Source organism: Streptomyces sp. NPDC015130 (assembly GCF_043080005.1).
Classification (GTDB): domain Bacteria; phylum Actinomycetota; class Actinomycetes; order Streptomycetales; family Streptomycetaceae; genus Streptomyces.
In genome coordinates this window covers 293,301-317,959 of the sequence record NZ_JBIBVC010000009.1, presented here as the reverse complement: position 1 = coordinate 317,959, position 24,659 = coordinate 293,301, and the positions used below count along the sequence as shown (strand labels likewise).

Annotated in this window: 16 protein-coding genes and 1 pseudogene; 6 read left to right on the top strand and 11 right to left on the bottom strand. The window is 75.9% G+C overall.

Features of this window, described 5'->3' with window-relative positions; translation table 11 throughout:
• Positions 1-48: 48 nt before the first annotated feature.
• From ACF08F_RS21445 to ACF08F_RS21425, 5 genes are all read right to left on the bottom strand, one after another.
• On the bottom strand, positions 49-4,809 hold the full coding sequence (locus tag ACF08F_RS21445; protein ID WP_392300103.1) for a hypothetical protein: 4,761 nt from the start codon (positions 4,807-4,809) through the stop codon (positions 49-51).
• A 73-nt stretch (positions 4,810-4,882) separates the two neighbouring features.
• Entirely contained in the window at positions 4,883-5,794 is a 912-nt protein-coding gene (locus ACF08F_RS21440) for a hypothetical protein (protein WP_392300102.1), read from the bottom strand.
• Positions 5,791-6,096: a hypothetical protein gene (locus ACF08F_RS21435; RefSeq protein ID WP_392300101.1), complete on the bottom strand. Its 306-nt coding sequence runs from the start codon at positions 6,094-6,096 to the stop codon at positions 5,791-5,793. Before ACF08F_RS21435 ends, ACF08F_RS21440 begins: the two co-directional genes overlap by 4 nt.
• Before the next feature lie 356 nt (positions 6,097-6,452).
• Entirely contained in the window at positions 6,453-7,979 is a 1,527-nt protein-coding gene (locus tag ACF08F_RS21430; protein ID WP_392300100.1) for a hypothetical protein, read from the bottom strand.
• 250 nt (positions 7,980-8,229) lie between these two features.
• Entirely contained in the window at positions 8,230-8,979 is a 750-nt protein-coding gene (locus ACF08F_RS21425) for a GntR family transcriptional regulator (protein ID WP_392300129.1), read from the bottom strand.
• A gap of 125 nt (positions 8,980-9,104) precedes the next feature.
• On the opposite strand from ACF08F_RS21425, the gene ACF08F_RS21420 reads away from it, so the two are divergent.
• The 4 genes from ACF08F_RS21420 to ACF08F_RS21405 all read left to right on the top strand — a co-directional run bounded on the left by ACF08F_RS21420 (position 9,105) and on the right by ACF08F_RS21405 (position 12,800).
• Positions 9,105-10,385, top strand: coding sequence for an MFS transporter (locus ACF08F_RS21420; protein ID WP_392300099.1), 1,281 nt, complete (start codon positions 9,105-9,107; stop codon positions 10,383-10,385).
• A gap of 62 nt (positions 10,386-10,447) precedes the next feature.
• Positions 10,448-11,212 carry a LamB/YcsF family protein gene (locus ACF08F_RS21415; RefSeq protein WP_392300098.1) on the top strand — a complete coding sequence of 255 codons (765 nt, stop codon included), beginning with the start codon at positions 10,448-10,450 and terminating at the stop codon, positions 11,210-11,212.
• Positions 11,209-11,931: an allophanate hydrolase subunit 1 gene (locus ACF08F_RS21410; RefSeq protein WP_392300097.1), complete on the top strand. Its 723-nt coding sequence runs from the start codon at positions 11,209-11,211 to the stop codon at positions 11,929-11,931. Before ACF08F_RS21415 ends, ACF08F_RS21410 begins: the two co-directional genes overlap by 4 nt.
• Entirely contained in the window at positions 11,928-12,800 is an 873-nt protein-coding gene (locus ACF08F_RS21405) for a biotin-dependent carboxyltransferase family protein (protein ID WP_392300096.1), read from the top strand. The genes ACF08F_RS21410 and ACF08F_RS21405 overlap by 4 nt, the downstream gene beginning before the upstream one ends.
• Here the strand turns inward: ACF08F_RS21405 and ACF08F_RS21400 are convergent.
• From ACF08F_RS21400 to ACF08F_RS21375, 6 genes and pseudogenes are all read right to left on the bottom strand, one after another.
• Positions 12,784-16,395, bottom strand: coding sequence for a hydantoinase B/oxoprolinase family protein (locus ACF08F_RS21400; RefSeq protein ID WP_392300095.1), 3,612 nt, complete (start codon positions 16,393-16,395; stop codon positions 12,784-12,786). The genes ACF08F_RS21405 and ACF08F_RS21400 overlap by 17 nt on opposite strands.
• Entirely contained in the window at positions 16,392-17,288 is an 897-nt protein-coding gene (locus ACF08F_RS21395) for an SGNH/GDSL hydrolase family protein (protein ID WP_392300094.1), read from the bottom strand. Before ACF08F_RS21395 ends, ACF08F_RS21400 begins: the two co-directional genes overlap by 4 nt.
• Positions 17,289-17,518: 230 nt before the next feature.
• A pseudogene (locus ACF08F_RS21390) lies at positions 17,519-18,643 on the bottom strand (glycosyltransferase); the annotation flags it as partial.
• A gap of 68 nt (positions 18,644-18,711) precedes the next feature.
• Complete coding sequence (locus tag ACF08F_RS21385; RefSeq protein ID WP_392300093.1) at positions 18,712-19,833, bottom strand: glycosyltransferase family 4 protein; 1,122 nt, start codon at positions 19,831-19,833, stop codon at positions 18,712-18,714.
• A gap of 264 nt (positions 19,834-20,097) precedes the next feature.
• Positions 20,098-21,513 carry a HEAT repeat domain-containing protein gene (locus ACF08F_RS21380; protein ID WP_392300092.1) on the bottom strand — a complete coding sequence of 472 codons (1,416 nt, stop codon included), beginning with the start codon at positions 21,511-21,513 and terminating at the stop codon, positions 20,098-20,100.
• 254 nt (positions 21,514-21,767) lie between these two features.
• Positions 21,768-22,160: an ankyrin repeat domain-containing protein gene (locus tag ACF08F_RS21375; protein ID WP_392300091.1), complete on the bottom strand. Its 393-nt coding sequence runs from the start codon at positions 22,158-22,160 to the stop codon at positions 21,768-21,770.
• A 306-nt stretch (positions 22,161-22,466) separates the two neighbouring features.
• Between ACF08F_RS21375 and ACF08F_RS21370 the strand changes: the two genes are divergently transcribed.
• Together ACF08F_RS21370 and ACF08F_RS21365 are read left to right on the top strand one after the other, a co-directional pair.
• Positions 22,467-22,661 carry a hypothetical protein gene (locus tag ACF08F_RS21370; protein WP_015032212.1) on the top strand — a complete coding sequence of 65 codons (195 nt, stop codon included), beginning with the start codon at positions 22,467-22,469 and terminating at the stop codon, positions 22,659-22,661.
• Between the two features lie 66 nt (positions 22,662-22,727).
• Positions 22,728-24,587, top strand: a complete 1,860-nt coding sequence (locus tag ACF08F_RS21365; RefSeq protein ID WP_392300090.1) for a hypothetical protein — start codon at positions 22,728-22,730, stop codon at positions 24,585-24,587.
• The last annotated feature ends 72 nt before the right edge of the window (positions 24,588-24,659 follow it).

Here is a 24,659-nt window from a genome sequence, read left to right as displayed (position 1 = left end):
CGCTCTGTCGTCGGTGCCGCCCTGTCGTGGGTGCCTCCCTGTCGTGGGTCAGGCGGTGGGCTGCGGTGCGGCGGTGTCGTCGGACGCGTGCCGGCGGAACATCCGCGTCGCCGTGATCTCGCCGTGGATCGACTCGCCCTCCCCGGCCGGCTGCGGCAGGCCCGGCCGCAGGTGCTCCTCGACGCTGATGTACTTGAGCCCGGCCCGCAGGTCGGCGTCGTTCCGCAGGCGGATCACCAGCGGGAACTCGGCCAGCGCCGTCGTGTCGAACAGGCCCGTCGTGTAGAGGAGCTGGACACCGAGCGCGTCCGACACGGCCCGCTGGAGCTCCAGCAGGTACGTGGCGTTGGCGCGGCCGATCGGATTGTCCAGGAACAGCGTGCCCGCGTGGCGGTGCTTGTCCCGGCCCCGGTCGTTGGAGCGGAGCGCCGCCATCGTGCAGTACAGGGCGATCGCCGCGGTGAGCAGCTGGCCGCCGGAGAAGACGTCGCCCATCTGGCCGACGGGCACCCGCTCGGCGCGCAGCACCGCGTCCGGCTTGAGGATCTCGACGGAGACGCCCTTGGGTTCGAGGGCCGCCTGCACACCTCGCAGCAGCAGGGACATGCCGTCGCGGCGCAGGTCGGAGTTCTTCTTCACGGCGGCGCGGGTCGCCTCGTCGACGACCTCGCCGAGCCGCTCCGCCAGGGTCGCCTGGTCGGGCTCCTCGAACCGGATCCGCAGGAACTCCTGGCCCGACCACTCGCCGAGCCCCTCGGGGAGCCGGGAGAGCCGCTGCGCGGAGCGGAGGGTCGTGAGCGAGGACTCCACGAGACCGCGGAGCCGGTCCACGATCGAGTCGCGGTTGCGCTCCAGCTGCGCCAGTTCGTCCGTGAGGACCCGGAGCCGGGGCGCGAAGGCCTCGGCCCACTTGGCGGCGTGCTCGGGCAGCGCGGAGGCGGGGAGTTCGCGGATCTGCTGGCGCGCCGGGGTGCGGACCTGCTCGTAGCGGGTGGAGTTGGCGTGCCGGACGAGGATGTCGCTGGCCTCGCGGACGGCGGCGTCGGCACCGGACAGGTCGGCGGTGCAGGCACGCAGGGCGCGGCGCGCCTCGCCCGCCGCCGTGCGGGCCTCCTCCAGGGAGCCGGTGTACGTCTCGGACTCCTCGCGCTCCTCGTCGGCGTGGTCGCGGAGCAGGTCGCGCAGGAGGGCCGACGTCTCGTCGAAGCCGCCCGCCGCGTCCTCGGCCGCCCGGTGGTCCCGGAGCAGTCCGGCGTGCGCGGCGCGCGCCGACTCCAGGGCGTCGGTGCGGGAGGCGAGTTCGCCGGTCGCGGTACGCAGCAGGGCCTGCGCCTGCTCGGCGTCGGCGGGCACCCGGTCCTCGGGCAGCTCGGTGTGGGCCTCGCCGTCCTCGGGGGCCAGGCGCTCGGCCTCGCCGCGGAGGCGGCCGAGCTTCTCGCTCGCCTCCGTGGCGCGCGACTCCAGCATCTGGACGAGGGACTCGGCGCGGGCGGCGGCCGCCTGCCGGGACGGGCCGTCGGCGCCGTCGGTGGACTCCAGGAGCTGTTCGGCGCGGGTGCGGACCTTGTTGGTGAGGCGGTCGAGCTCGGCGAGGGCGGCGGACTCGTCGCTCTCGGCGCGGGCCTGCTCGGCGCGCAGGTCGGCGCCGACGCCGACCTTCTCGTACAGCTGGGAAGCGGCCCGGTAGGCCTCGCGGAGGGTGGGGAGCGCGGTGCGGGGCGCTGCCGGGTCCTCCTCGGGGAGGGTGTCGGGCGCGCCGGCGATCTCGGCGCGCTCGGCCCGCAGGGCGCGGGCCGTGCGGTGGGCGTCGTCGGCGGCGCGCTGGGCCGCGCGGCGGTCCTCGTCGGCGGCGCGGGCGCGCTCCAGGCAGGTCTGGGAGCGGGCCTCGGACTCGGCTGCGTCGTCGGCGAGTTCGCGGAGCTTGGCCTGCCAGGCGGGGCGCTCGCGCAGGCGGAACGCGAGGCCCGCGAGGGCGTCGGCGGCGCGGCGGGCGCGCTGGGCGGTCTCCTGGCGCTCGTCGCGGAGGTGTGTCGCCTCGGCGGCGGTCTCGTCGGCCTCGCCGCGTGCCGTACGGGCCTCCGCGAGGGTCGCCGCGGCGGCCTCCGCGGTCTCGCGGGCGGTGGAGGCGACGGCCGCGAGCTCGGCGAGCATGCCGGGCGGGCAGTCGGCGCGCCAGGCTCCGATCCGGGAGGCGAGGGCGCGGTCGCCGGCGAGGCGGGCCGCGAGGGTGCGGATCTCCTCGTCGCGGGCGGTGGCGCGGGCGCGCAGCGCGTGCCGCTCCTGGTCGGCGGCCTGCTCGTCGTGCATGGCCGGGTTCGGCGTGACGAAGAAAACGCTGGAGGCGCCGCTGTCCTCGCGCTCGCCGGTGTCCTGCGCCGGTACGGGGGCGAGCAGGGCTGCGGCGGTGCCGACGGCGACGGTGGAGCGGGGCAGCAGGGCCGCGGTGCCGAGGACCTCGCGGGCGCGGTCGTACGAGACGGAGTCGGTGATCACGACGCCGTCGACGAGCTCGGGGCGGGCGGCGAGGACGCGGGCGTGGTCGGCGGGGGCCACGGCCTGGGCGAGGTAGCGCCAGCCGGGAAGAGCGGGGATGCCCTGCTCACCGAGGTACTCGACGGTGGCGAGGACGTCGGGGCCGGGGGGCAGCAGGCCGCCGTCGCCGAGGGCGCCGAGGATGCGGGAGTCGTCGGCCGCGGCGGTACGCAGGTCGAAGAGCTGCCGCTCGGCCGAGGTGACGGCCTGGTCGAGCATGCCGCGCAGCTCGTCGGCGTACCGGTCGAACTCGGTGACGGTCAGCGGCCCTTGGTGGGCGCTCCGGGACCCGGCGGACAGCCCGAAGGCGGCGCCGGGGACGGCGTCGGGGGCGCTGTCGCCGTCGGCCGTCGCGTCCGCGGTGCCGGCCTGCGGCGCGGGGCCGTCCGGGCCGCCGGCGGCCGCGCGCTGGCCCGGGAGCGGCGAGCCGCCGGCCGGGAGGCTCAGCAGCTCGGCGAGGCGCTCCTCGGAGGCGAGGGACTCGGCGGCACGGCGCTCCGCGTCGTAGGCGTTGCCCGCGGCCTCGGCGGCGTCCGCGGCGCGGGCGGCGGCGAGTTCGGCACGGGCCTCGGCGGCGGCGGCCTCGCGGGCGCGGTCGGCCGCGCCGCGGGCCGCGTCCCGGGCGGTGTCCCAGGCGGCGACCGCGGTCTTCTCCGCGTCGCTCGCGGCGAGGGCGGCCCGGGCCGGGTCGGCGTCGGGCGCGGAGTCGTCGAGCCAGCCGGCCCGGACCGCCTCCGCGGTCTCCTGCTCGACCTCGGCGAGCCGCTGGCGCAGGTGGCCGGCCTCGCTGCGGGCCCGCTGGGCCTCGGTGGCGGCGGCGGTGGCGTCACGGTGCGCGGTCTCGCCCGCCTCCTGGAGGGCCGTGGAGCGCTCCTCCTCCTCGGCCGCGTGCCGCTCGCCCTCCTCGGCGGCGGCGGCGAGGGCCCGTACGAGATCGGCTGCGGCCTTCGCGCGGGCCGCGAGGGCGGGGGCGGCGTCCCGCTCGGCCTCGCGGATGGCGGCGGCCACGCGCGCGGAGCGGTCGCCCGCGGCGCGGTGGCGGAGCACGGCCTCCGCCGCCTGCCAGGCGGAGTGCAGGGTGCGGGCGTCGGTGAGCTCGCGGCGCTGGGAGGCGGCGCCCTTCTCGGCGGCGGTCAGGGCCAGGGAGGCGTGCCGGTAGGCGAGTTCGGCGGAGATCAGGGCGCTGCGGCCGCGGGCGGTCTCGGCCTCGGCGACGGCGTGGGCCGCCGAGGTGACCTGCTGGGCGAGCTCGGCGGCCCGGCCGCGCTCCTCGTCGGCGCGGCCGGCGAGGCGGCGGGCGAGGAGACGGGTGCGCCGCTCGGCGGCCGTGTGGACGTCCCGGGCGTGGGCCCGGGTCCCGGCGGCCTCGACGATGCGGCCGAGGAGGTCGACGGAGCCCGCCGTGAACTCGCGCTCGGCGGTGAGCTCGGCCCGGCGGCCGAGCTTGTTGCCGAAGCCGCCGACGAGGTCGGCGAGGCCGTCGGTGTCCCGGGTGTCGGTGACGGCGCGCAGCAGGAGGTCGGTGAAGTCGGAGTCCTTCTTGACCGCGAAGAGGCCGGCGGCCTCGCCCTCGTCGGCGTTCATCTCGCGCTGGTAGCGGAAGAGTTCGGGGTCGAGGCCGAGCTCGCCGAGGTGCTCGTTCCAGCGGTCGTGGATCTCCTCCCAGACGACCTCCAGGTGCGGGTAGGCCTTGCCGGCCTCGGTGAGCGCGTCGCGGAAGCCCTTCATCGTGCGGCGGCGGCCGGTCGCGCCGGAGGCGCCCTCGACGGGCCGGCGGACGGAGGTCGCCTCGGCGACGGGGAGGTTGTCCAGGCTGAGCCCGGGGCCGGGCCGGAAGGAGTACCAGGCCTCGGCGAACTTCCGCGGGTCGTTGGAGACCTGGCGGCCGCGCCACTCGCTGGCCTTGCCGACGACGACGAGTTCGCCCGTGAGGGTGTGCTGCCATTCCAGGGCGACGTGGCCGCAGTCGTCGGCGAGGAGGAACTTGCGGAGCACGCCGGAGCTGGCGCCGCCGAGGGTGTTGCGGTGGCCGGGGAGCATGACCGAGAAGATCAGCTTGAGGAGGACGGACTTGCCGCCGCCGTTCTCCAGGAAGAGCACGCCCGCGGGGGCGGGGCGGCGCGGCGGGCCGACCGGCTCCTCCTCGAAGAACTCCGCCTGGGCGGGGGCGGGGTGGGGCACGGGTGCGCCGACCCCGCGCAGGTCCAGGACGGTGTCGGCGTAGCGCGCGCCGGCGGGTCCGATGGAGTAGAGGCGGACCCGGGACAGCTCGTACATGGCGGGGGACTCTCGTGCTCGTCGTGCTCAGGAAGGTCGGTTGCGCGGAGCGGGTCGGGGCGGGGCGACGGCGCTACGCGTGGAAGGGGAGGCCGGCGTCGGCGGCGAGTTCCAGGTCGTCGCCCTCGGGCGGCGGGACGAGGGTCGCCGTGCCGTCGCTGACCGGCACGACGCCGAGTTCGAGGAGCTCGGCCATGGCGGCGGAGCCGGCCATGTCGCGGACCTGGAGCTGGTAGCGGGCGGTCGTGCGGTAGGAGCCGCCGCCCTCGTCGCCGGTGCGCTGGAGGAAGCCGGAGTCGGTGAGGAAGGCGGCGGCCTTGCCGACGATGCCGGTGGTGGAGCCGGCGAGGCGGCGGGCGTCCTTGGTGGCACCGGTGGCGCTGCGGCGGGAGTAGATCCGCCAGCCGGCCTCCAGGCCGGGGGCGTCGGAAGCGGGGTCGGTGTTCTCGCCCTGCTCGTCGGCGCGCTGCTCCAGCCGCAGACAGGCCTGGCGTACGAAGGCGTCGACGCCGTTGACGGTGAGGCGGCCGATGTACGCGTCGTCGGCGAGGTCCTCGGGGCGGGGGAAGGCCATCGCGGCGACGGCGAGGTGGGCCAGGCCGTGCAGGAAGCGGTCGGCGGAGTCCGTCGAGGCGCGGCGGGCGTAGTCGCCCATGCGGACGGCGAAGACGGAGTCCTCACCGGCGGTGACGGCCATCCCGGCGCGCGGGGAGACCTCCAGGACGACGAGGCCGAGGCCGGTGGCGACGGCGTCGGCGAGGCGCGCGAAGGCGGGGTCCTCGCGGTAGCGGCGGAGCAGCTCCGTGTACTCGGCGTCCCGGGCCGGGAGCAGCTTGGGCTGGAGCCCGAAGGAGACGAGCCGGGCCGCGTCGGCGGCGTCGGCGGGGGTGACGGCGGACGTCGAGGCGGGGGCCGGGCCCGGCTGGGGGTGCGGGGGCTCCTGCTCGCTCCACCCGTCGGCGTACTCGGCGTGGGTCTCGCTCACGGCTGGGGCTCCTCGGTGCGGCTCTCGGGCGGTACGTCGTCGGTGACGGGTCGGGGCGGGGGCAGCGGCAGGGGTACGGGGGTGACGGCCGCGGGTGCGGGTGCGGGGCGGCGGGCGGGCGCGGGCTGTTCGGGCGTCAGCCGCACGGCGCGCACGACCGGGACGCTCCTGCGCCGCGAAGCGGCGTCGGCCCGGGTCGGCTCGGCCGCCGGTACGGCTCCGAGCCGGGGCGGCGTCCCGGGCTCCGGCCGCGACTCGGCCCCGGCCTGACCGCGGGCACCGGCCGGCGGATCCACGAGCACGGGCCGCACGCGAGGTCCGTCGCCGGCCCGGGCGGAGGCGGGACGGGGGTCCTCGGGCTCGGGTGTCGGGGCCGGGTACGGCCGAGCGTCCGGCTCCGCTTCGGGCCCTGTTTCCGGGGCCCGGTACGGCCGAGAGTCCCGCTCGGGTTCCGGAGCCCGGTACGACTGAGCGTCCGGCTCCGCTTCGGGCTCCGGCCCACGGTTCGGCTCGGGCTGCCGCCCGGATGCCGCCGGCGCCGGCCTGGGGCCGGGTACGGCGACGTCGTCGGTGTCACCGGCGGTGTCCGTCGCTTCGGCCGTGGTCGGCGGCTCCACGGGGAGGTCGGCGGGGTCCGTGGGGGTGGTCGGGGTGAGGGTCACGTGGACTCCGAGCGGTCCGCGGCCATGCCCACCGCGTCGAGCAGGGCCGTACCGACGATGAGATCGGCGCCGCCGAACTCCGGGTCGTCCAGCGGGGTGCCGTCGTCGACGGCGAAGAGGAGCCGCTCCTCGCCCTGGCGGTAGGCCGTGCCGACCGGCGGGCTGGCCGCGTGCACGGCGAGCAGGGCCACGAGGTAGGGCAGGTCCGCGTCGAGGAGGCGGGCCTCCGCCAGCAGGCCGGAGAGCCGGCGCGGGGCGTCGTGCTCCAGGTCCAGCAGACGCATGGCGCTCGCGAGCTGCTCCTCGCTGAAGCGGGAGTCGTCGGGCGTGGCGATGAGGTCGGGCTCGGGCATCTCCGCGCCGAGGTGCTCGCGCTCCACGGGCGGGGTGAGGAGCAGGTCGACGAGGTCGCCGAGGCGGACGGAGGCGGGGGTCCGCAGTCCCGTGCCATGGGCGAAGAAGGCGTCGGTGACCTTGCCCGCCCGCTCGACGGGGAGCGGCAGGATCGGGGCGACGAGCTGCCCGTACAGGTCGAGGCCGGTGTACGCGGTGGGGGCGGCGAAGGCCTGCCGGTCCTGCTCGGCGCGGAAGAGCGGCCCGGCCTCCAGGAGGCGGGACTGGAGCTGGGTGTGGCGCCGGATGCAGTCCTTGACGATGTCGACGAGCTCGGCGGCGCGGCGCTTGTGCTCGTGGTCCTCCGCCTCGTCGCGGGCCTTGCGGATGTTGGTGAGGATCGCGTTCTCGTGGCGGTAGCGGTCGGCCACGTGGTCGAGGGCCTCGTCGATCATGTCCGGCACCGCCTGGAGCCAGTCCACCGCACGCACGTTGCGGCGGGTGGCCTCCAGGGTCTTGCGGAGGGTCTCCGCGTACTGCACGGTCCGGTAGCGCGCCTGCTCGGCGGCGAGCTGCGCGTCCGCGAGGCGGCCCCGGCTGATGAGGACCTCCAGCTTCACCTCGGCGGCGATCTGGGCGCTCGTGACGTCGGTGTCGAGGGCGCCGACGAGCACGTTGACCGCTTCGTCGGTGGTGCGGAGGTAGACCCCGCCCCCGTAGCCCGGGACCTCTTCGATGAGCTTGAAGTCGTAGTCCCTGCGGACGTAGACCCCGTCGGTGCCGAAGGTGCCGTAGACGGCGCGGAAGCCCCGGTCGACGCTGCCGACGTTGATCAGGTTCTCCAGGACCCAGCGGGCCACCCGCTCGTGCTCCGCGGCGGGGCGGGAGGGGGCCTGGGCGGCGACGCGGGGCAGCAGCCTGGCCACTATCTGCTCGTGGTCGGCGCCGGTGTCGAAGTCCATGTTGAGGGTGACGAGGTCGATCGCGGAGAGGGCCACCTCGGCCATCGCGTAGACCGTGTACTCGCCGGCCAGGTTCGCCTTGCGCGCGTCGAGGTCGTGCAGCGGGGCGGTGCACGCGAGCGCGCGGAGGCGCCGCGCGAGCCCTTCGTCGGCGGCCGGGCCCTGCGCGGGCCGCGGCGCCGCGCTGAGCTGGGGCGGAGCGAGGTCCGTCGAGGCAGGCGAAGTCACGGTGGACAGATTAGGTCCTCGACCTGACAACGGTCGAAACGGCGCAGATGAGACCGGGCTCACGGAGACCGCCGGGCCGGCGGCCGGGGAGCCCGCGGCCGGTGGCCCGGAGCACCGCGGGCCCGTGACCAGAGGACTGCGGGCCCGTGACCGAGAGCACCGCGGGGTGGCGGTCGGGAAGCCCGGGTGCGGCGGTCGGCGCTCGTCCGGCCGCCCTGCGAGGACCCCGGGGCCCGCCCTCAGCGGTGACTCACGGGCCCGTTGGTTCGTCCACGGCCTGGGCGTAGGCCGCGGCGACGCGGGTGCGGGAGTCGTCGAGGTAGCGGGCGAGGAGCTGTTCCGCCGCGGCCCGCTCGCCCGCGCGCAGGGCGTCCAGGATCTCCCGGTTCCGCAGGAGGTAGGGCTCGTGGAGCGCGCGCGGGTCGTCGACGACGTGGAACGCGAGCCGGAGTTCGGCGAGGACGCCGCGCATCAGCTCGTCCGTGCGGGCGCTGCCCGCGAGGGCGACGAGTTCGCGGTGGAAGTGGATGTTGGCCGTGGAGACGCCCCGCCAGTCCTCGGCGCGGGCCGCGCCCTCGCCCTCCGCGACGGCGGCGACGAGGCCGTCGACGGCGTAGGGCGGCTGCCCGAGGCCCCGGACGACGGCGCATTCGACGAGCCGCCGGGTGCGGTAGATGTCGTCCACGTCACCCACGGCGAGGACCCGGACGAAGACCCCGCGGTTGAGCTCGTGGACGAGCAGGCGCTCGTGGGTGAGGAGCCGGAAGGCCTCGCGGAGTGTGTTGCGGGACACACCGAGGGCGCCGCCGATGCTCTCCTCGGAGAGCCGGACGCCGGGCGGGAAGTAGCCCTCCGCGATCCGGGTCCGCAGGATGTCCGCGACCCGCTCCGCCGTGCTCGTACGCCCGAGCAGCGCGCGGTCGTCCGCCAGTCCCCCGGTCCCACCACTCAGATCCACGGTGTGTGTCCCTTCCGTCGCCCGCGGCCGAGTCAACCGCAGATTGCGGATTTCAGGAAGGGACGACATGCCCCTTGTCGGATCGTTGAACAATCCCCTACCTTGACGGCACCGCACGGTTCCCCAGTACGTCTCTCAGGCACGCCTCCCCCTCCTGCGAGGTGCAGATGAGCACGGCACAGATCCGGCAGCAGTCCCGGGGCGAACAGCCCGACGACACGGGCGCGTTCGCCTGGCTGCGCGCCCTCGGGCCGCGCGGCCGGCGCGCCTTCGGCGGCGCGTTCGGCGGATACGCCCTGGACTCCTACGACTTCTTCACCCTGCCGCTGTCGATGGTGGCCATCGCCGCGTACTTCAACCTCGACAAGGGCCAGACCGGCCTCCTGACCACCGTCACCCTCGTCGTCTCGGCGGTCGGCGGCGCGCTCGCCGGCGTCCTCGCCGACCGGGTCGGCCGGGTGAAGGCCCTGATGATCACGGTCGTCACGTACGCGCTCTTCACGGTGCTCTGCGGCTTCGCACCGAACTACGAGACCCTGCTGGTCTTCCGGGCACTCCAGGGCCTCGGCTTCGGCGGCGAGTGGGCCGTCGGCGCGATCCTCGTCGCCGAGTACGCCTCCGCCGAGCACCGGGGCCGTACGCTCGGCGCCGTCCAGAGCGCCTGGGCGGCCGGCTGGGCCCTCGCGGTGCTTGCGTACACCCTGGTGTTCCAGTTCGCCGACGCGGACCTGGCCTGGCGGATCCTCTTCTGGACGGGCGCGCTGCCCGCGCTGCTCGTCGTGTACGTACGGCGGAACGTGGAGGACGCCCCGCAGGCGGCCGAACTCCGGCGCGCCGACTCGGACCGCGGCTCCTTCCGGGCGGTCTTCCGTCCGCCGCTGCTGCGCACGACGCTCTTCGCGATCCTGCTCTCGACCGGCGTCCAGGGCGGCTACTACACGCTCGCCACCTGGGTGCCGACCTTCCTGAAGACCGAGCGCGGGCTGACGGTGGTCGGCACGGGCGGCTATCTGGCCTTCCTCATCTCCGGGGCCTTCGCGGGCTATCTGACCGGGGGTTACCTCACGGACCGGCTCGGCCGGAAGAAGAACATCGCGCTCTTCGCCGTCCTCTCCGCGCTGTCGGTCCTCGCGTACACGAACATCCCGGTCGGCGCGAACTCCCTGCTGCTCGTGCTGGGTTTCCCCCTCGGCTTCTGCATGTCGGCCATCTTCAGCGGCTTCGGCTCGTTCCTGGCCGAGCTGTACCCGACGCCGGTCCGCGGGACCGGGCAGGGGCTCACGTACAACACCGGCCGCGCGATCGGCGCCGTCTTCCCCACCCTCGTCGGATTCCTCGCCGGGAGCTGGGGGGTGGGCGGGGCGCTGGTCTTCGGCGCCGTCGGCTACGGTCTGGCCGTCCTGGCCCTGTTCGGACTGCCCGAGACACGCGGGAGAGAACTCGTGTGAGCGGGACCCGCAGCACAGCACCACCGCACCACCGCACGACCAGGTGAGAAAGGAAGCACCACATGACCTGGGCCTCGATCGACCTCAACGCCGACCTCGGCGAAGGCTTCGGCCGCTGGACGCTGACCGACGACGAGCGGCTGCTCTCCGTCGTCACCAGCGCCAACGTGGCCTGCGGCTTCCACGCCGGGGACGCGGCCACCATGCGGCGCGTCTGCGAGCTCGCGGCCGAACGGGGGGTACGGATCGGGGCCCAGGTCTCCTACCGGGACCTGGCCGGCTTCGGGCGGCGCGCGATGGACGTCCCGGCGACGGAGCTGGCCGCCGAGGTGGCGTACCAGATCGGCGCCCTGGAGGTCTTCGCGCGGGCGGCCGGCTCGCGCGTCTCGTACGTGAAGCCGCACGGCGCGCTCTACAACCGCGTGGTCCTGGACGAGGAGCAGGCGGCGGCGGTCGTCGACGGCGTCCTGCTCGCCGACCGGACGCTGCCGGTGCTGGGGCTCCCGGGGTCCCGGCTGCACGAGGCCGCGGCGGAGGCCGGACTTCCGGTCGTCCCCGAGGCCTTCGGCGACCGGGCCTACCGGGCGGACGGCTCCCTGCTGCCACGGGGGCAGGAGGGGGCCGTCGTCAGCGATCCGGCCCAGGTGGTGGAGCGCTCGGTGGCCATGGCCCGGTCCGGGGTCGTGACGGCGCACTGCGGGACCTCCGTCGCCGTCCGGGCCCGGTCGCTGTGCCTGCACGGGGACACCCCCGGCGCGGTGGAGCTGGCCCGCCGGGTCCGGGAACGCCTGGAGGCCTCCGGGGTCCGTGTGGAGGCCTTCGCATGAGCGTGCGGACGCTGCGCGTGGGCGACCGGGCGCTCCTGGTGGAGCTGGCCGGCGGCGCGGAGACGGAGGCCTTCCACGCCGAGCTGCTGCGGCGCCGGGCAGCGGGGGCGCTCCCCGGCGTACGGGAGATCGTGCCGGCGGCGCGGACGGTGCTGCTCGACGGGGTGGACGATCCGGGTCGGCTCGCGGCCGAGCTGCCCCGCTGGGAGGTCGGGCCGCTCCACGCGCGCATGGGCGCGGCGGTGGAGGTGCCGGTCCGCTACGACGGGCCCGATCTGGCGGAGGTCGCGGCGCTGTGGGAGGTGTCCGTCGAGGAGGCGGTGCGCGTCCACACGGCGACCGAGTTCCGGGTGGCCTTCTGCGGGTTCGCGCCGGGCTTCGGCTATCTGACCGGGCTCGACGAGCGGTACGGGGTGCCGCGCCGGGCCACCCCGCGGACGGCCGTCCCCGCCGGGTCCGTCGCCCTGGCCGGGCCGTACACGGGTGTGTACCCGCGCTCCTCCCCCGGTGGCTGGCAGCTGATCGGCACGACGGACGTGGTCCTGTGGGACACGGGGCGGGAGCCCGCCGCGCTGCTCGCCCCCGGGACCCGGGTGCGGTTCACGGCGGTGGGCGGGCCGGGGACCGGGGCCGGGGGCTCGGCCGAGGCGGTGGGCGGGGCCGGGGATTCGGCCGCGGCGATGGGCGGGGCCGGGGGCTCCGCGGAGGGCGGGCGATGACCGACCGTGCCGTCGCCGTGGTGCGGGCCGGGGCGCTGACCACCGTGCAGGACCTGGGGCGCGTGGGGTACGCGCACCTCGGCGTGCCCCGCTCGGGCGCCCTCGACCCCGGTGCCGTACGGCTCCTGAACCGGCTCGTCGGGAACGTCGGCGCCCGTGAGGACGCGGCGGTCCTGGAGACGACCGTCGACGGGTGCGCGCTGCGCCCCCGGTGCGCCGTGACCGTCGCCGTGGGCGGGGCGCCCTGCCCGGTCCGGGTGGGCGGGCGCCCGGCCGCCTGGGGGACGGCGGTCCGCGTGCCGGCCGGGTCCCTCCTGGAGGTCGGCGCGGCCGTCCGCGGGCTGCGCTCGTACGTGGCCTTCGGCGGCGGTCTCGCCGTCGATCCGGTGCTCGGCAGCCGCTCCACCGACCTGCTGTCCGGGCTCGGCCCGGCGCCGCTGACGGAGGGGACGGTGCTGCCGCTGGGAGCGGACACGGCCGTACGGGGGTCGGTCGACGCTCCTCCGTGGCCCGGCCCGCCGGACGAACTGCTCCTGCGGGTCCGGCTCGGCCCCCGCGACGACTGGTTCACCGCCGCCGCCCTGCGCGCCTTCGCCACGCGCGCGTACCGGGTGTCGCCGGCGAGCAACCGGATCGGCCTGCGGCTGGACGGGCCGGCCCTCGACCGGGCCCGGCCGGGCGAGCTGGCGAGCGAGGGCATGGTCCTGGGCGCCGTCCAGGTGCCGCCGGACGGGCGCCCGGTGGTCTTCCTCGCGGACCACCCCACGACCGGGGGCTACCCGGTGGTGGCGGTGGTCCGGGAGGCCGATCTGGGCGCGGCGGCGCAGGCGGTGCCGGGAACGCCGGTGCGGTTCATCCCGGTGCGCTGACGTCTTCCGGGGGCGGGCCGTAGCCGCCACCGCCGGGGGTGCGCACGACCAGCACGTCGCCGGGGCCCAGCTCGGCGGTCGCGGCTCCGCCGAGGTGTTCGACGGTGCCGTCGGCGCGTTCCACGAGGTTCTCGCCGAGGGCGCCCGGCTCGCCGCCCGCCATGCCGTACGGCGGGACCCTGCGGTGCCCGGTGAGGAGGGCGACCGTCATCGGCTCCAGGAAGCGGATGCGGCGCTCGACCCCGTGGCCGCCGTGCCACCGGCCGCGCCCGCCGCCGTCCTCCCGTACGGCGAAGGAGTCGACCCGGACCGGGTGGCGCCATTCCAGGACCTCGGGGTCGGTGAGCCGGGAGTTGGTCATGTGGGTCTGGACGGCGTCGGCGCCGTCGAAGCCGTCTCCCGCGCCGGAGCCGCTGGCGACCGTCTCGTAGTACTGCACGCGCGCGTTGCCGAAGGTGACGTTGTTCATGGTGCCGGAGCCCTCGGCCTGGACGCCGAGGGCCGCGTAGAGGGCGCCGGTGACGGCCTGGGAGGTCTCGACGTTCCCGGCGACGGTGGCGGCGGGGTGCTCGGGCGCGAGCATGGAGCCGGGCGGGACGCGGACCTCCAGGGGTTCCAGGCAGCCGCTGTTGAGCGGGATGTCCTCGTCGACGAGGGTGCGGAAGACGTAGAGGACGGCGGCCAGGACGACGGACGTGGGGGCGTTGGTGTTCCCGGGCCGCTGGGATGAGGTGCCGGTGAAGTCGACGACGGCGGAGCGGCGTTCGCGGTCGACGCGGACGGCGACCCGGATGACCGCGCCGTCGTCGGTCTCGTAGCGGCAGGTGCCGTCGGGGAGGCGGGCGACGAGGCGGCGGACGGACTCCTCGGCGTTGGCGCGGACGTGCCGCATGTACGCCTGGACGACGTCGGCGCCGAACTCCTCGACCGTCCTGCGCAGTTCCTCGATTCCCTTCTCGTTGGCGGCGATCTGGGCGCGCAGGTCAGCGATGTTGGTGTCGGGGTCGCGGGAGGGGTGGCGGGCGCCGGTGAGGAGGGCGCGGGTCTCGGTCTCACGGAGCCGGCCGTCCCGGACGAGCAGCCAGTTGTCGAAGAGGACGCCCTCCTCCTCGACGGTGCGACTGAAGGCGGGCATGGAGCCGGGGGTGATCCCGCCGATCTCGGCGTGGTGGCCGCGCGAGGCGACCAGGAAGCGGAGCTCACGGCCGGTGTCGTCGAAGACGGGGGTCACGACGGTCACGTCGGGCAGGTGGGTGCCGCCGTGGTACGGGTCGTTGATCGCGTACACGTCGCCGGGCCGCAGGTCGTCGGCGCGGCGCCGCAGGACCTCCTTGATGGACTCGCCCATGGAGCCGAGGTGGACGGGGATGTGGGGCGCGTTGGCGATGAGGTTGCCCTCGGCGTCGAAGAGCGCGCAGGAGAAGTCGAGGCGCTCCTTGATGTTGACCGAGTGGGCGGTGTTCTCCAGGCGCACGCCCATCTGTTCGGCGATGGCCATGAAGAGGTTGTTGAAGACCTCCAGGAGGACCGGGTCGACGTCCGTCCCGGCGGCCACGCGCGCGGGGCGGGGGGTGACGCGGCGCAGGAGGAGGTGTCCGCCGTCGGTCGCGGTGGCCCGCCAGCCGGTGTCGACGACGGTCGTGGCGTCGGCCTCGGCGAGGAGGGCGGGGCCGTCGACGGTGTCGCCGGGGCGGAGGTCCTCGCGCCGGTGGAGCGGTGTGTCGTGGGGTGTGCCGCCGCTGTACGTGGTGACGGTGGTCCGGGGCGTGAGGGGGCCGGTCCGTGCGCCGGTGCCGACGAGGACGGGGCCGTGCGGTCCGGCACGCCCGACGGCCTCGACGGAGACCGCCTCGACGACGAGCGGCTTGTCCATGGTGAACGCGTACCGCGCCCGGTGGACGGCTGTGAACGCGGTTTTCATCGCATCGGCCGGAGCGAGGTCGACGGGGAGGCTCGCGTCCGTGCCCGCGTACCGCAGGAGCACGTGCGCGTGGGTGGTGATCGCCGCGTCCGGCAGGCCGTCGGCGCGGAGGTCCTCGCGGGTCCGCTCGGCGAGTTCGGCGCAGAGGGCGTTCACGCGCGCGTGCGTGCCGGGGGCGGCGAGTTCGGCCTCGACGGACCGCTCCCGCATGGCGGTGGCGTCGGCGAGCCCGATGCCGTACGCGGAGAGCACGCCGGCGAGTGGGGGTACGAGGACGGTGTCGACGCCCAGGGCGTCGGCGACGGCGCAGGCGTGCTGGCCGCCGGCCCCGCCGAAGCTGGTGAGGGCGTACCGGGTGACGTCGTGGCCGCGCTGGACGGAGATCTTCTTGACGGCGTTGGCCATGTTGAGGACGGCGATCTCCAGGAAGCCCGCGGCGACCTCCTCCGGGGTCCGGCCGCCTCCGATCTCCTCGGCGAGGGCCGTGAACCGCTCCCGTACGACCTCGGCGTCCAGGGGCAGGTCGCCGGTCTCGCCGAACACGGCGGGGAAGTGGGCGGGCTGGACGCGGCCGAGCATGACGTTGGCGTCGGTGACGGTGAGGGGTCCACCGCGGCGATAGCAGGCGGGGCCGGGGACGGCGCCCGCCGAGTCGGGGCCCACGCGGTAGCGGCGGCCGTCGTAGTGGAGGACGGAGCCGCCGCCCGCGGCGACGGTGTGGATGCTCATCATGGGGGCCCGCATCCGCACCCCGGCGACCTGTGTACCGAGTTCACGCTCGAAGGCGCCCGCGTAGTGCGACACGTCCGTGGACGTGCCGCCCATGTCGAAGCCGATGACCCGCTCGTGTCCGGCCTGGGCCGAGGTGCGGGCCATGCCGACGACTCCGCCGGCCGGTCCGGACAGGACGGCGTCCTTGCCACGGAAGTGGGCGGCCTCGCGCAGGCCGCCGTTCGACTGCATGAACATGAGGCGGATCCCGGCGAGTTCACGGGCGACCTCGTCGACGTACCGGCGCAGGATCGGCGACAGATAGGCGTCGACGACGGTCGTGTCGCCGCGCGGGATCAGCTTGATGAGGGGGCTGACCTCGTGCGAGCAGCTGACCTGGGTGAAGCCGGCGGCCCTGGCGGCCTCGGCGATCCGGGTCTCGTGGGCGGGGTGGCGGTAGCCGTGCAGCAGGACGACGGCGACGGAGCGGAGGCCGTCCCGGTGGGCGGCGGCGAGCGCCTCGGCGACGGCGGCCTCGTCCAGGGGACGCACGAGCCGGCCGTGGGCGTCGACGCGCTCCGGGACCTCGGCCACGCGCGCGTACACCGCCTCGGGCAGCACGATGTGCCGGTCGAAGAGCCGGGGCCGGTTCTGGTAGGCGATGCGCAGGGCGTCGCGGAAGCCCTCGGTGACGAGGAGGAGGGTCGGTTCCCCGCGCCGCTCCAGGAGGGCGTTGGTGGCGACGGTGGTGCCCATCTTGACGACGGCGATCCGGTCGGCGGGGACGGGTTCGCCGGGGTCCAGGCCGAGGAGCGCGCGGATCCCGGCGACGGCGGCGTCCTGGTGCCGTACGGGGTCGTGCGAGAGAAGTTTGCGGGTGACGAGCCGTCCGTCGGGCCGCCGTCCGACGACGTCGGTGAAGGTGCCGCCCCGGTCGATCCAGAACTCCCAGCGCCCGTTCATCTCCCCATTGTGGCCGTGAGCGCGGCGGCGAGGGCGGCGTCCGCGCGCGCGTCGAGGGGTTCGGTGCCGGTGCCGTCGGCCCAGTGGCGGAGCTCGGCGCCGGCGAGCAGGAGCAGCTGCGGGAGCAGGTCGCGGCTGCGGCGCAGCACCCATCCCGTACCGGCGGTGGCGAGCCAGAGGAGAGCCTCGGTGCGGGTCGGCGGCGGCTGCGCGGGCTCCCGCGCGGGCGGTGTGCCGTGGGCGAGTCCCCGGGCGGTGAGGAGCCGGTGGAAGTCCGCGGCGACGGCCCGGTGGCCGCGTTCGCCCGGGTGGAGCCGGTCGGCGCTCCACAGGGTGCGGTCCTCCGTCCAGGTGTCGTCGGCGAGGTGGAGGTGAACCGTGCCGTACCGGTCGGAGAGAGCGTGCACGACCGCGTTGACGGAGCGCTGGCGGCGGGCCAGCGGGAGGGCCAGGGGCGGCGGCAGGCCGAGCATCCGCCCGGGGTCGGGCAGGCAGGAGGTCAGGAGGACGGCGCCGGCGGCGGCGAGGTCCGCGAGGACGCGGTCGAGGCGGTGGGCGAGGGCTTCGATGTCGAAGGTGCGGCGGAGGGTGTCGTTGACCCCGACGACCACGGAGGCGAGGTGCGGTCGGAAGGCGACGGCCCTGGGCCGCTGGTGCTCGTCGACGTCCCGGCTGAGGGCGCCGGCGACGGCCAGGTTCAGGAGGACCGTCTGCCGGCCGTCGACCGGGAGCCCCTCGGCCAGCAGGGGCGCCCAGCCGCGCCAGACCCCGTTCACCCGGTCGCCGACGCCCTCGCTGAACGAGTCGCCGAGCACGGCGAAGCGGACGGGACCGTCCGGGGTTCCGGGCCGGGCAGGCGCCTCAGTCCGGCCGCCGAGGGACTCGACCGTCATCGGCGTGCCTCCTCGGCGTGCGAGGGGCCGGGGCCCGGGGGTACGGGGGTGGGTGCCGGTACGGGGACGGGGGCCGGGGCCTGTACGGGGGCCGGGGCCTGTACGGGGGCCGGGGTCTGTACGGATGCTGCGGCCCGTACAGGTGCGAGTGCCGGTGCCGGAAGAGATGCCGGCGCCGGTGCCGGAAGGGAGGCCGGCGCCGGTGCCGGAAGAGATGCCGGCGCCGGTGCCGGAAGGGAGGCCGGTGTCGGCGGTGCGTCGTGGGCCCGGAGGAACGCGGCGACCGACCGCTCCCAGGTGAAACCCTCCGCACGCGCGCGTGCGGCAGCCCGGCGGGCGGCCTCCGGGCGGGCGAGCACCTCCCGGACGGCGGCCGCGAAGGCCTCCGGCGTGTCGGCGGCCACGGCCCCGGCGGTCCCGACGACCTCCGGGAGGGCGGAGGAGGCGCTGACGACGACCGGCGTCCCGCAGGCGAGCGCCTCCAGGGCGGAGAGGCCGAAGGTCTCCGCGGGCCCCGGGGCCAGGCACACGTCCGCCGCGGCCTGGAGGCCGGCGAGGGTCTCCCGGTCGGCGACGTGCCCGAGGAACCGGACCGGGAGGCGCCGCTCCCGCGCCCGCCGTTCCAGGGCGCCCCGCAGGGGTCCGTCGCCCGCGACGACCAGCGCCGCCCGGACCCCGGCTGCCCGGAGCTCCGCGAGGCAGTCCAGGGCGGTGCCGGGCCGCTTCTCGACGGAGAGGCGCGAGCAGAGCGCCAGCAGGACCTGCTCCCCGTCCGCGTACCGGGCGCGCGGCACGGCGCCGCGGCGGCCGGGCCGGCAGCGTTCCAGGTCGACGCCGAGCGGAGCCCGTACGACGTTGCGCGCCCCGATCCGCAGGAACTCGCGCTCCGCCCACTCCGTGGTGCAGACGATCCGGGCGAAGGCCCAGGCCGTGCGGCGGTTGAGGCGGTCCGCGGCCCGGGCCGCGAGCGCGGGGGGAACGCCCCAGGTGCGCAGCACCCCGTCCGCCGTCTCGTGGGAGACCATCACCGAGGGCACGCGGGCGCGGCGCGCCCACTCCCCCGTCCACCGCAGGGTCGTGCGGTCCGAGACCTCGACGCGGTCGGGGGCGAGCCCGTCGAGGAGGCGCGCGAGGCGGCGCCGGTCGGCGAGGACGCGGTAGCCGCCGGTGCCGGGCAGGACGGGCCCCGGGAGGGTGATGACCCGGCCCTGCTCGGTGCGGTGGTCGCTCGCGGCCTCGCCGGGGACGACGAGGACGGGTTCGTGCCCGGCGGCGAGGTAGCCGCGGCCCAGCTGGTCGAGCGCGGTGCGCAGGCCGCCGGAGGTGGTGGTCACGAAGTTGGCGAGCCGCACGATACGGAGCCCGCCGCCCGGTCCGCCGCGGGCGGGGGCGGCGGCCCCTCCGTCGGCGGTGCGGCCGCCGTTCACGCCGCCACCGCCGTCCGCTCGCGCAGGACCTCCCGGTAGTGGCCGATCAGCTCGTCGCCGAGCGCCTCCCAGGTGCGGCCCTCCACGGCGGTCCGGCCGGCCCGGCCGTAGGCGGCGCGCACCTCCGGAGCCGCGGCGAGCGCGGTGACGGCCTCCCGCAGCGCGTCCGGGTCGCCGGGCGGTACGAGGAGCCCGGTGCGCCCGTGGTCGACCAGGTCCAGCGGCCCGCCGGCCGCCGGGGCGATCACCGGGAGGCCGCTCGCCATGGCCTCCTGGACGGTCTGGCAGAACGTCTCGTGCGGGCCGGTGTGGGCGAAGACGTCGAGCGAGGCGAAGATCCGGGCGAGGTCGTCGCCGGTGCGGCGGCCCAGGAACCGGGCGTCCGGCAGGGCGGCGCGCAGCCCCGGCCCGCTGGGCCCGTCGCCCACGACCACGGTCCGGACGCCCGGTGTCCCGCGGATCCCGGCGAGCAGGTCCACGCGCTTCTCGGGCGCGAGCCGGCCCACGTAGCCGACGAGGAGCTCACCCCCGGGTGCGAGTTCGCGGCGCAGGGCGGTGTCGCGCAGGCCGGGGCGGAAGCGGACGGTGTCCACGCCGCGCCCCCAGAGCCGGATGCGGCCGATGCCGTGGGCCTCCAGGTCGCGCACGGCGGCGGACGACGGGGCGAGGGTGCGGTCGGCGGCGCCGTGCACGGCGCGGAGCCTGCGCCAGGCGGCGCCCTCGCCGGTGCCCACGTACGTACGGGCGTATCCGGCGAGGTCGGTCTGGTAGACGGCGACGGCGGGGATGCCGAGCCGGGCGGCGGCCGTCATGCCGCGCACCCCGAGGACGAAGGGTCCGGCGAGGTGGACGAGGTCGGCGCGGTGCGCGGCGATGGCGGCGGCGACCCGGCGGCTGGGCAGGGCCACCCGGACCTGGGGGTAGCCGGGCAGGGGCAGGGAGGGCACCCGTACGACGGCGCAGGGGGCGTCGGTGTCCGCAGCCGGGTCGGCGACGGCGGGGGCGATCACGAGCGGGGTGTGGCCCCGGCGGACGAGGTGGCGCGCGGTCTGGAGGGCGCAGTGCGCCACACCGTTGACATCGGGAGGGAAGGATTCTGTGACGATGACGACACGCATACGGGTGTTGTCGTCCCGCTTGGCGTGTACCCGCCGACGTCGATCTGGACGGTGGGGGAACGTCCCATGAGCGTTTCGCCGTGGCGGCCGGAACGCCCGCCGGGCGTCCGGTCGGCGGACGCCCGGTCGCCCGGGGCGGGGCCACGATCGGCGGGATCTCCGCCGCAGGCCGCGCCGCCCCGGGGTCCGGGCGACGGGGTGGGTCGGTCCGGACCGGATCAGACCTGGGGAGGGGTCAGGCCTGGGGAGGGGTACGGGACCGGGTCACACCTGGAGGTCCGGCCCTATCCGGTTGCGCACCGCCGTCTGCACCTCGGCCTCCTCGGCCGGGTCGGCGGCGAGGCGGCGGAGCCGCTCGGCGACCCGTACGTCGCCGGTCTCGGCGTGCTGGGCGGCCACCTCACGGGTGGTCTCCTCGCAGTCCCAGAGGCATTCGACGGCGAAGCCGGTCGCGAAGGTGGGGTCGGTGGCGGCGAGGGCCCGGGCCACTCGGCCGCGCAGCTGGGAGGAGGACGTCTCGCGGTAGACGTGGCGCAGCGCCGGTGCGGCGACGGCGATGTCGAGGCGTCCCGCTCCGTCGACGAGGACGGCGAGCTCGGGCGCGTCGGGTCCGGCGGAGCGGATGGTGGCGCGCAGCGCCCCGAGGACGAGGCCGGCGTCCTGTGCGGTGCCACGGCAGGCGAGGACCTCGGCGGCCGCGGTGCCGAGCTCGTCGGTGCGCCGGACCCACGCGCGGGCGCGGGCGACCGCGTCCTCGCCGCACATGCGCCGGTAGGCGGCGACGGCGGCCTCGGCGACGGGGCCGGAGCCTTCGTCGACGGCGGCCTCGACGAGGTCGAGGACGGCGGGGTCCCGTGATTCGGCGAGGTGGTGGAGCGCGGCGCCGCGCGCTCCCGTGGAGCCGTCGCGGGCGGCGGCGAGGAGTTCGGGGCGGTCCTCGGGGCCGGCCACGGCGGTGAGGCAGCGGGCGGCGGGGCCGTACAGCACGGCACCTCGCTCGTACCCCTCCTGCGCCCAGTCGAGGACGGCGCGGACGCTCCAGCCGGGGCGGGGGCCCGCGGGGCGCATCTGGCGCTGCCAGCGGTCGAAGGATCCCTGTTCCTGGGCGGCCCTGACCCGGGCGCCCACGGCCTCGCGCGGGTCGTCGGCCCACAGCCGCCAGGGCCGGGGCTCGAAGGCGTCGCGCACGACGCCGGCCAGCTCGGCCTCGCCGGCCGGGTCGGCCGGGAAGCGGGCGAGCACGGGCAGGGCGAGCCCGCGGAGCCCGGCGTCGTCGTCGCGGAGGGCCAGCTCGTCCAGGGCCCAGGCCCAGTTCGTGCCGGTCGCCGCGTAGCGCCGGAGCAGGAGCAGGGCGTCCTGGCGGCCGTAGGAGGCGAGGTGCCCGAGGACGGAGAGCGCGAGCCCGGTCCTGGACTCCTCGGTGTCGAGGTGGTCCTCGACGCCGAAGAGGTGCGCCTCGATCTCGTCGAGACCTCCGTGGAGGTCCAGGTAGAGACGGGCGTAGTAGAGGGAGCGGTTCTCGACCTGCCAGTCGTGGCGGGGGTCGGTGAGAACGCAGTGGTTGAGGGCCGCGAGGGCTTCGGCCCGAGGCGCGGCGAGGGCGTGCAGGGTGCCGTCGCCGCGGCCCCTCTGCAGCAGGCCGAGCAGGGTGCCGCTCGGCGCTATGGATGGATCGAACATGGAAGACGCCTCACATCAAGCTGTCGACACGACCGGGGGAGACCGGGATGACCCGGGTCAGGCGATACATCGCTGTACGCCTAGGCCGTGCGGCAACATGTGGGGCCGCTCGTCGTCCTGCGCTTGCCAGTGACCATCTTCCTCTGCCTCTCGTCGGTGGCCCGGTTGGCCGGGCCCGACGTCATGATGACCCACCCATTTCGCCACCGCGACCACATTTACGACCCTGCTCTCACCTGGGGTTCAATGCCCGTTCACCGGGATCCGAAGAGCTCCAGCAGCTCAGCCTTGCCGAACATGCGAGCGGTGTCCACGGCGGACGGAGTCCCGGACTCCGGATTCGCTCCGCCGGCGAGCAGGGCGCGGATGACGGCGTCCTCGCCCTTGAAGACGGCACCCGCGAGCGGGGTCTGGCCGCGGTCGTTGGAGCGGTCGGCGTCGGCGCCGCGCTCCAGGAGGGCCGAGACCGCGGCGGCGTGGCCGTGGTAGGCGGCGAGCATGACGAGGGAGTCGCCCTTGTCGTTGGTGAGGTTCGCGGGGACGCCCGCGTCGACGTAGGCGGCCAGGGCCTCGGCGTCCCCCGTGCGTGCGAGGTCGAAGACCTTGGAAGCCAGCTCGATGACCTCGGGATCCGGAGTCTCGCTCATCGGGTGGAACCGCCTCTCTCCTGCAGTGTTGACCTGCGCACGGCAAGCGCGGCCGTACGAGTGAATCGACAGGGTACTGCCCGTCGGGCGACATGACCGCGCCCCGACGAGGCAAAGATCACCGCGATCCGGCCTTGCCCGTCTCTAGCGCACCACCGGCTTTTCGCCACCCGACGAGGCATCCGCCGTGCGCCGGTGCAGTGAAATCAGCCGAATTTCACCCTAATGCACCTTTAGTCACATAGATACTTGCCGTGAACCTGGAAGGACTCATGGTGACTGTCCCCTCAACCAGGAGAACACCAAATGATCCTGTCCATCTCAGGCGTGGTCCTGCTCGGCATCATCTGCTTCCTGTTCTTCAAGAAGGACGGGATGAAGGCCTCCCACGCCCTCGTCAGCGCGCTGTTCGGCTTCTACCTCGCGGGCACCGCCATCGCCCCGAGCATCACGGCGGGCGGGCAGAGCCTCGCCGGTCTCCTGGGCGGAATCAAGTTCTGACGCCCCGAGGGGGCGCCCGAACCCTGCCCCCTCCACCAGCCCCTTCCACGAGACCAGGAGTACGACGTGGCCCGGCGACCACTCCCCCGCATTCTGAGCAGCGGCAGCGCGCAGATCGCTCGTAGCCGAGAGATCGCGCGCACGGCCGCCGACAGCGCCACCGATGTGCTCCAGCCGCTGATCACGGTCTCCCGTGGTCTGCGGAAGCTGGCCGCGACCGCGCGCGCCAAGTGGGCCGCGACCCCCAAGGAGCGGCGCGGTCCCACGCTGCTCCTGGTCGCGGCCTGCGTCCTCGTCGTCGCCCTCGTGCCGTACGGGCCACTCCTCGCGCTCGTCACGCTCATGGGCGCCGCCGCGTGGAAGGGGCGCGAACGCCCGGTCGTGAAGACCGGGCCCGACGACGCGGAGATCGCCCGGCTCAAAGGCCTGTACGAGGCCCTCGTGCCGTACTTCTCCGTCCCCGACGACCCCGCACCGCTCTTCGCCCACGGCGGCGACTGGAGCGGCGCCTTCGGGGAGTTCGCCTTCGACGAGGACGGGCGCCCCACCCGGCTGAGGATCGCGTACCCCCCTTACTTCACCGACGGCGACCCGGCCGCGCGCGCCCGGGTCGAGCAGCTGCTGCACGCCAAGTCGGGCCGCGGCCGCGAGTACCACTTCGACTGGGACCAGGAGGGCAACCGGCTCGTCATGAGCGTGCTGCCCGCCCTGCCCACCACCATCGCCGCCCAGCGCTTCGTCACCGTCCCGGGCGAGACCGTCCTCGGCTTCACCGACGGGGACTCCGTGCAGCGGACCGTGCCCGTCGTCGCGGCGGACGGCACGGAGGACGCCCCGGCCGTGGTCTGGCGCACCGGCCCCCGCTCCGCCGAACCGCACCTGCTGGCCGTGGGCCAGCCCGGCAGCGGCACGACCTCCCTGCTGCGCTCGATCGCGCTCCAGGCCCTCCCCCACGGGGACGTCCTGATCGTCGAGGGCGGCGGCACCGGCGAGTACGCCTGCCTGACCGGCCGCGACGGGGTCCTCGCCGTCGAGTGCGGGCTCTCCGGCGCCCTGGCCGGTCTGGAGTGGGCGGCGCAGGAGACGGAGCGCCGCCTGATCGCCGCCAACCGCGCCCGGCAGGCGGGGCACCCCGCACCCGAGGACACCCGGCGGCCGCTGTGGATCCTCCTCGACCGGCCGGGCGTCCTCGGCCACCTGGCCGCCGCCGACGGCCGCCCCGACCCGCAGGAGCTGCTCCAGGTGCCCCTGCGGCACGGTCGCGCGGCGCAGGTCACGGTGGTGGTGGCGGAGCAGTTCGACAGCACGGACACCCTGAGCGAGACGGTGCTGAGCCACACCCGGGCGCGGATCGTGCTCGGTCCCGCCTCCTCCGAGCAGATCGAGTCCGTCCTCGGGGTCGCGCCGCACACGACGCCGACGCCCCAGGTCCCGCCGGGCCGTGGCTACGCCCGCCTCGGTACGGGCCCGGTCCTGCGGCTGCAGGTGCCGGCGACGCCCGACCCGTACGACGACGCGACGAGCGAGGCGCACCGCCAGGCGGTCCTCGCACTCCTGCCGGAACGCCGCGCGGCGGTGGACGCCGTGGTCGTCGGGGCGGCCGGCTTCGGGACGGCGGGCCGCGAGTCCGCCGACTTCGAGGAGTCCGGCTTCGGGTCCACCGACTTCGAGCGGGCCGGCCACGACGGCTCCGGATTCGAGACGACGACGCTCAAGACGGTGCCGGCCGCCGCGGTGACGGCGGTCGAGGCGGCACAGGCCCACGCCCCGGCGCCCGCCCAGGCCCACGCCCCGGCCCCGGCACCCGACCCGGCGCCCGCCCAGGCCCCGGCCCCGCCGCGCCACGAACCCGACGTCGCGGCCCCCGTCGCCCGCTACGAGGGGGAGCCGGCCCCCCGCCACGCGCCGGTCGCCGCCGAGGGCTGAGGCGCGCCGAGAACAGGCCGAGAGGCCGGTAGGGACCCCGGGTCCGTACCGGCCTCTCGGCCTTTCTCCGCT

Coding starts and splice junctions, on each gene's coding strand:
- ACF08F_RS21445 (WP_392300103.1), bottom strand. CDS start 4,809: ATGTACGAGCTGTCCCGGGTCCGCCTCTACTCCATCGGACCCGCCGGC.
- ACF08F_RS21420 (WP_392300099.1), top strand. CDS start 9,105: ATGAGCACGGCACAGATCCGGCAGCAGTCCCGGGGCGAACAGCCCGAC.
- ACF08F_RS21415 (WP_392300098.1), top strand. CDS start 10,448: ATGACCTGGGCCTCGATCGACCTCAACGCCGACCTCGGCGAAGGCTTC.
- ACF08F_RS21410 (WP_392300097.1), top strand. CDS start 11,209: ATGAGCGTGCGGACGCTGCGCGTGGGCGACCGGGCGCTCCTGGTGGAG.
- ACF08F_RS21405 (WP_392300096.1), top strand. CDS start 11,928: ATGACCGACCGTGCCGTCGCCGTGGTGCGGGCCGGGGCGCTGACCACC.
- ACF08F_RS21400 (WP_392300095.1), bottom strand. CDS start 16,395: ATGAACGGGCGCTGGGAGTTCTGGATCGACCGGGGCGGCACCTTCACC.
- ACF08F_RS21395 (WP_392300094.1), bottom strand. CDS start 17,288: ATGACGGTCGAGTCCCTCGGCGGCCGGACTGAGGCGCCTGCCCGGCCC.
- ACF08F_RS21385 (WP_392300093.1), bottom strand. CDS start 19,833: ATGCGTGTCGTCATCGTCACAGAATCCTTCCCTCCCGATGTCAACGGT.
- ACF08F_RS21380 (WP_392300092.1), bottom strand. CDS start 21,513: ATGTTCGATCCATCCATAGCGCCGAGCGGCACCCTGCTCGGCCTGCTG.
- ACF08F_RS21375 (WP_392300091.1), bottom strand. CDS start 22,160: ATGAGCGAGACTCCGGATCCCGAGGTCATCGAGCTGGCTTCCAAGGTC.
- ACF08F_RS21370 (WP_015032212.1), top strand. CDS start 22,467: ATGATCCTGTCCATCTCAGGCGTGGTCCTGCTCGGCATCATCTGCTTC.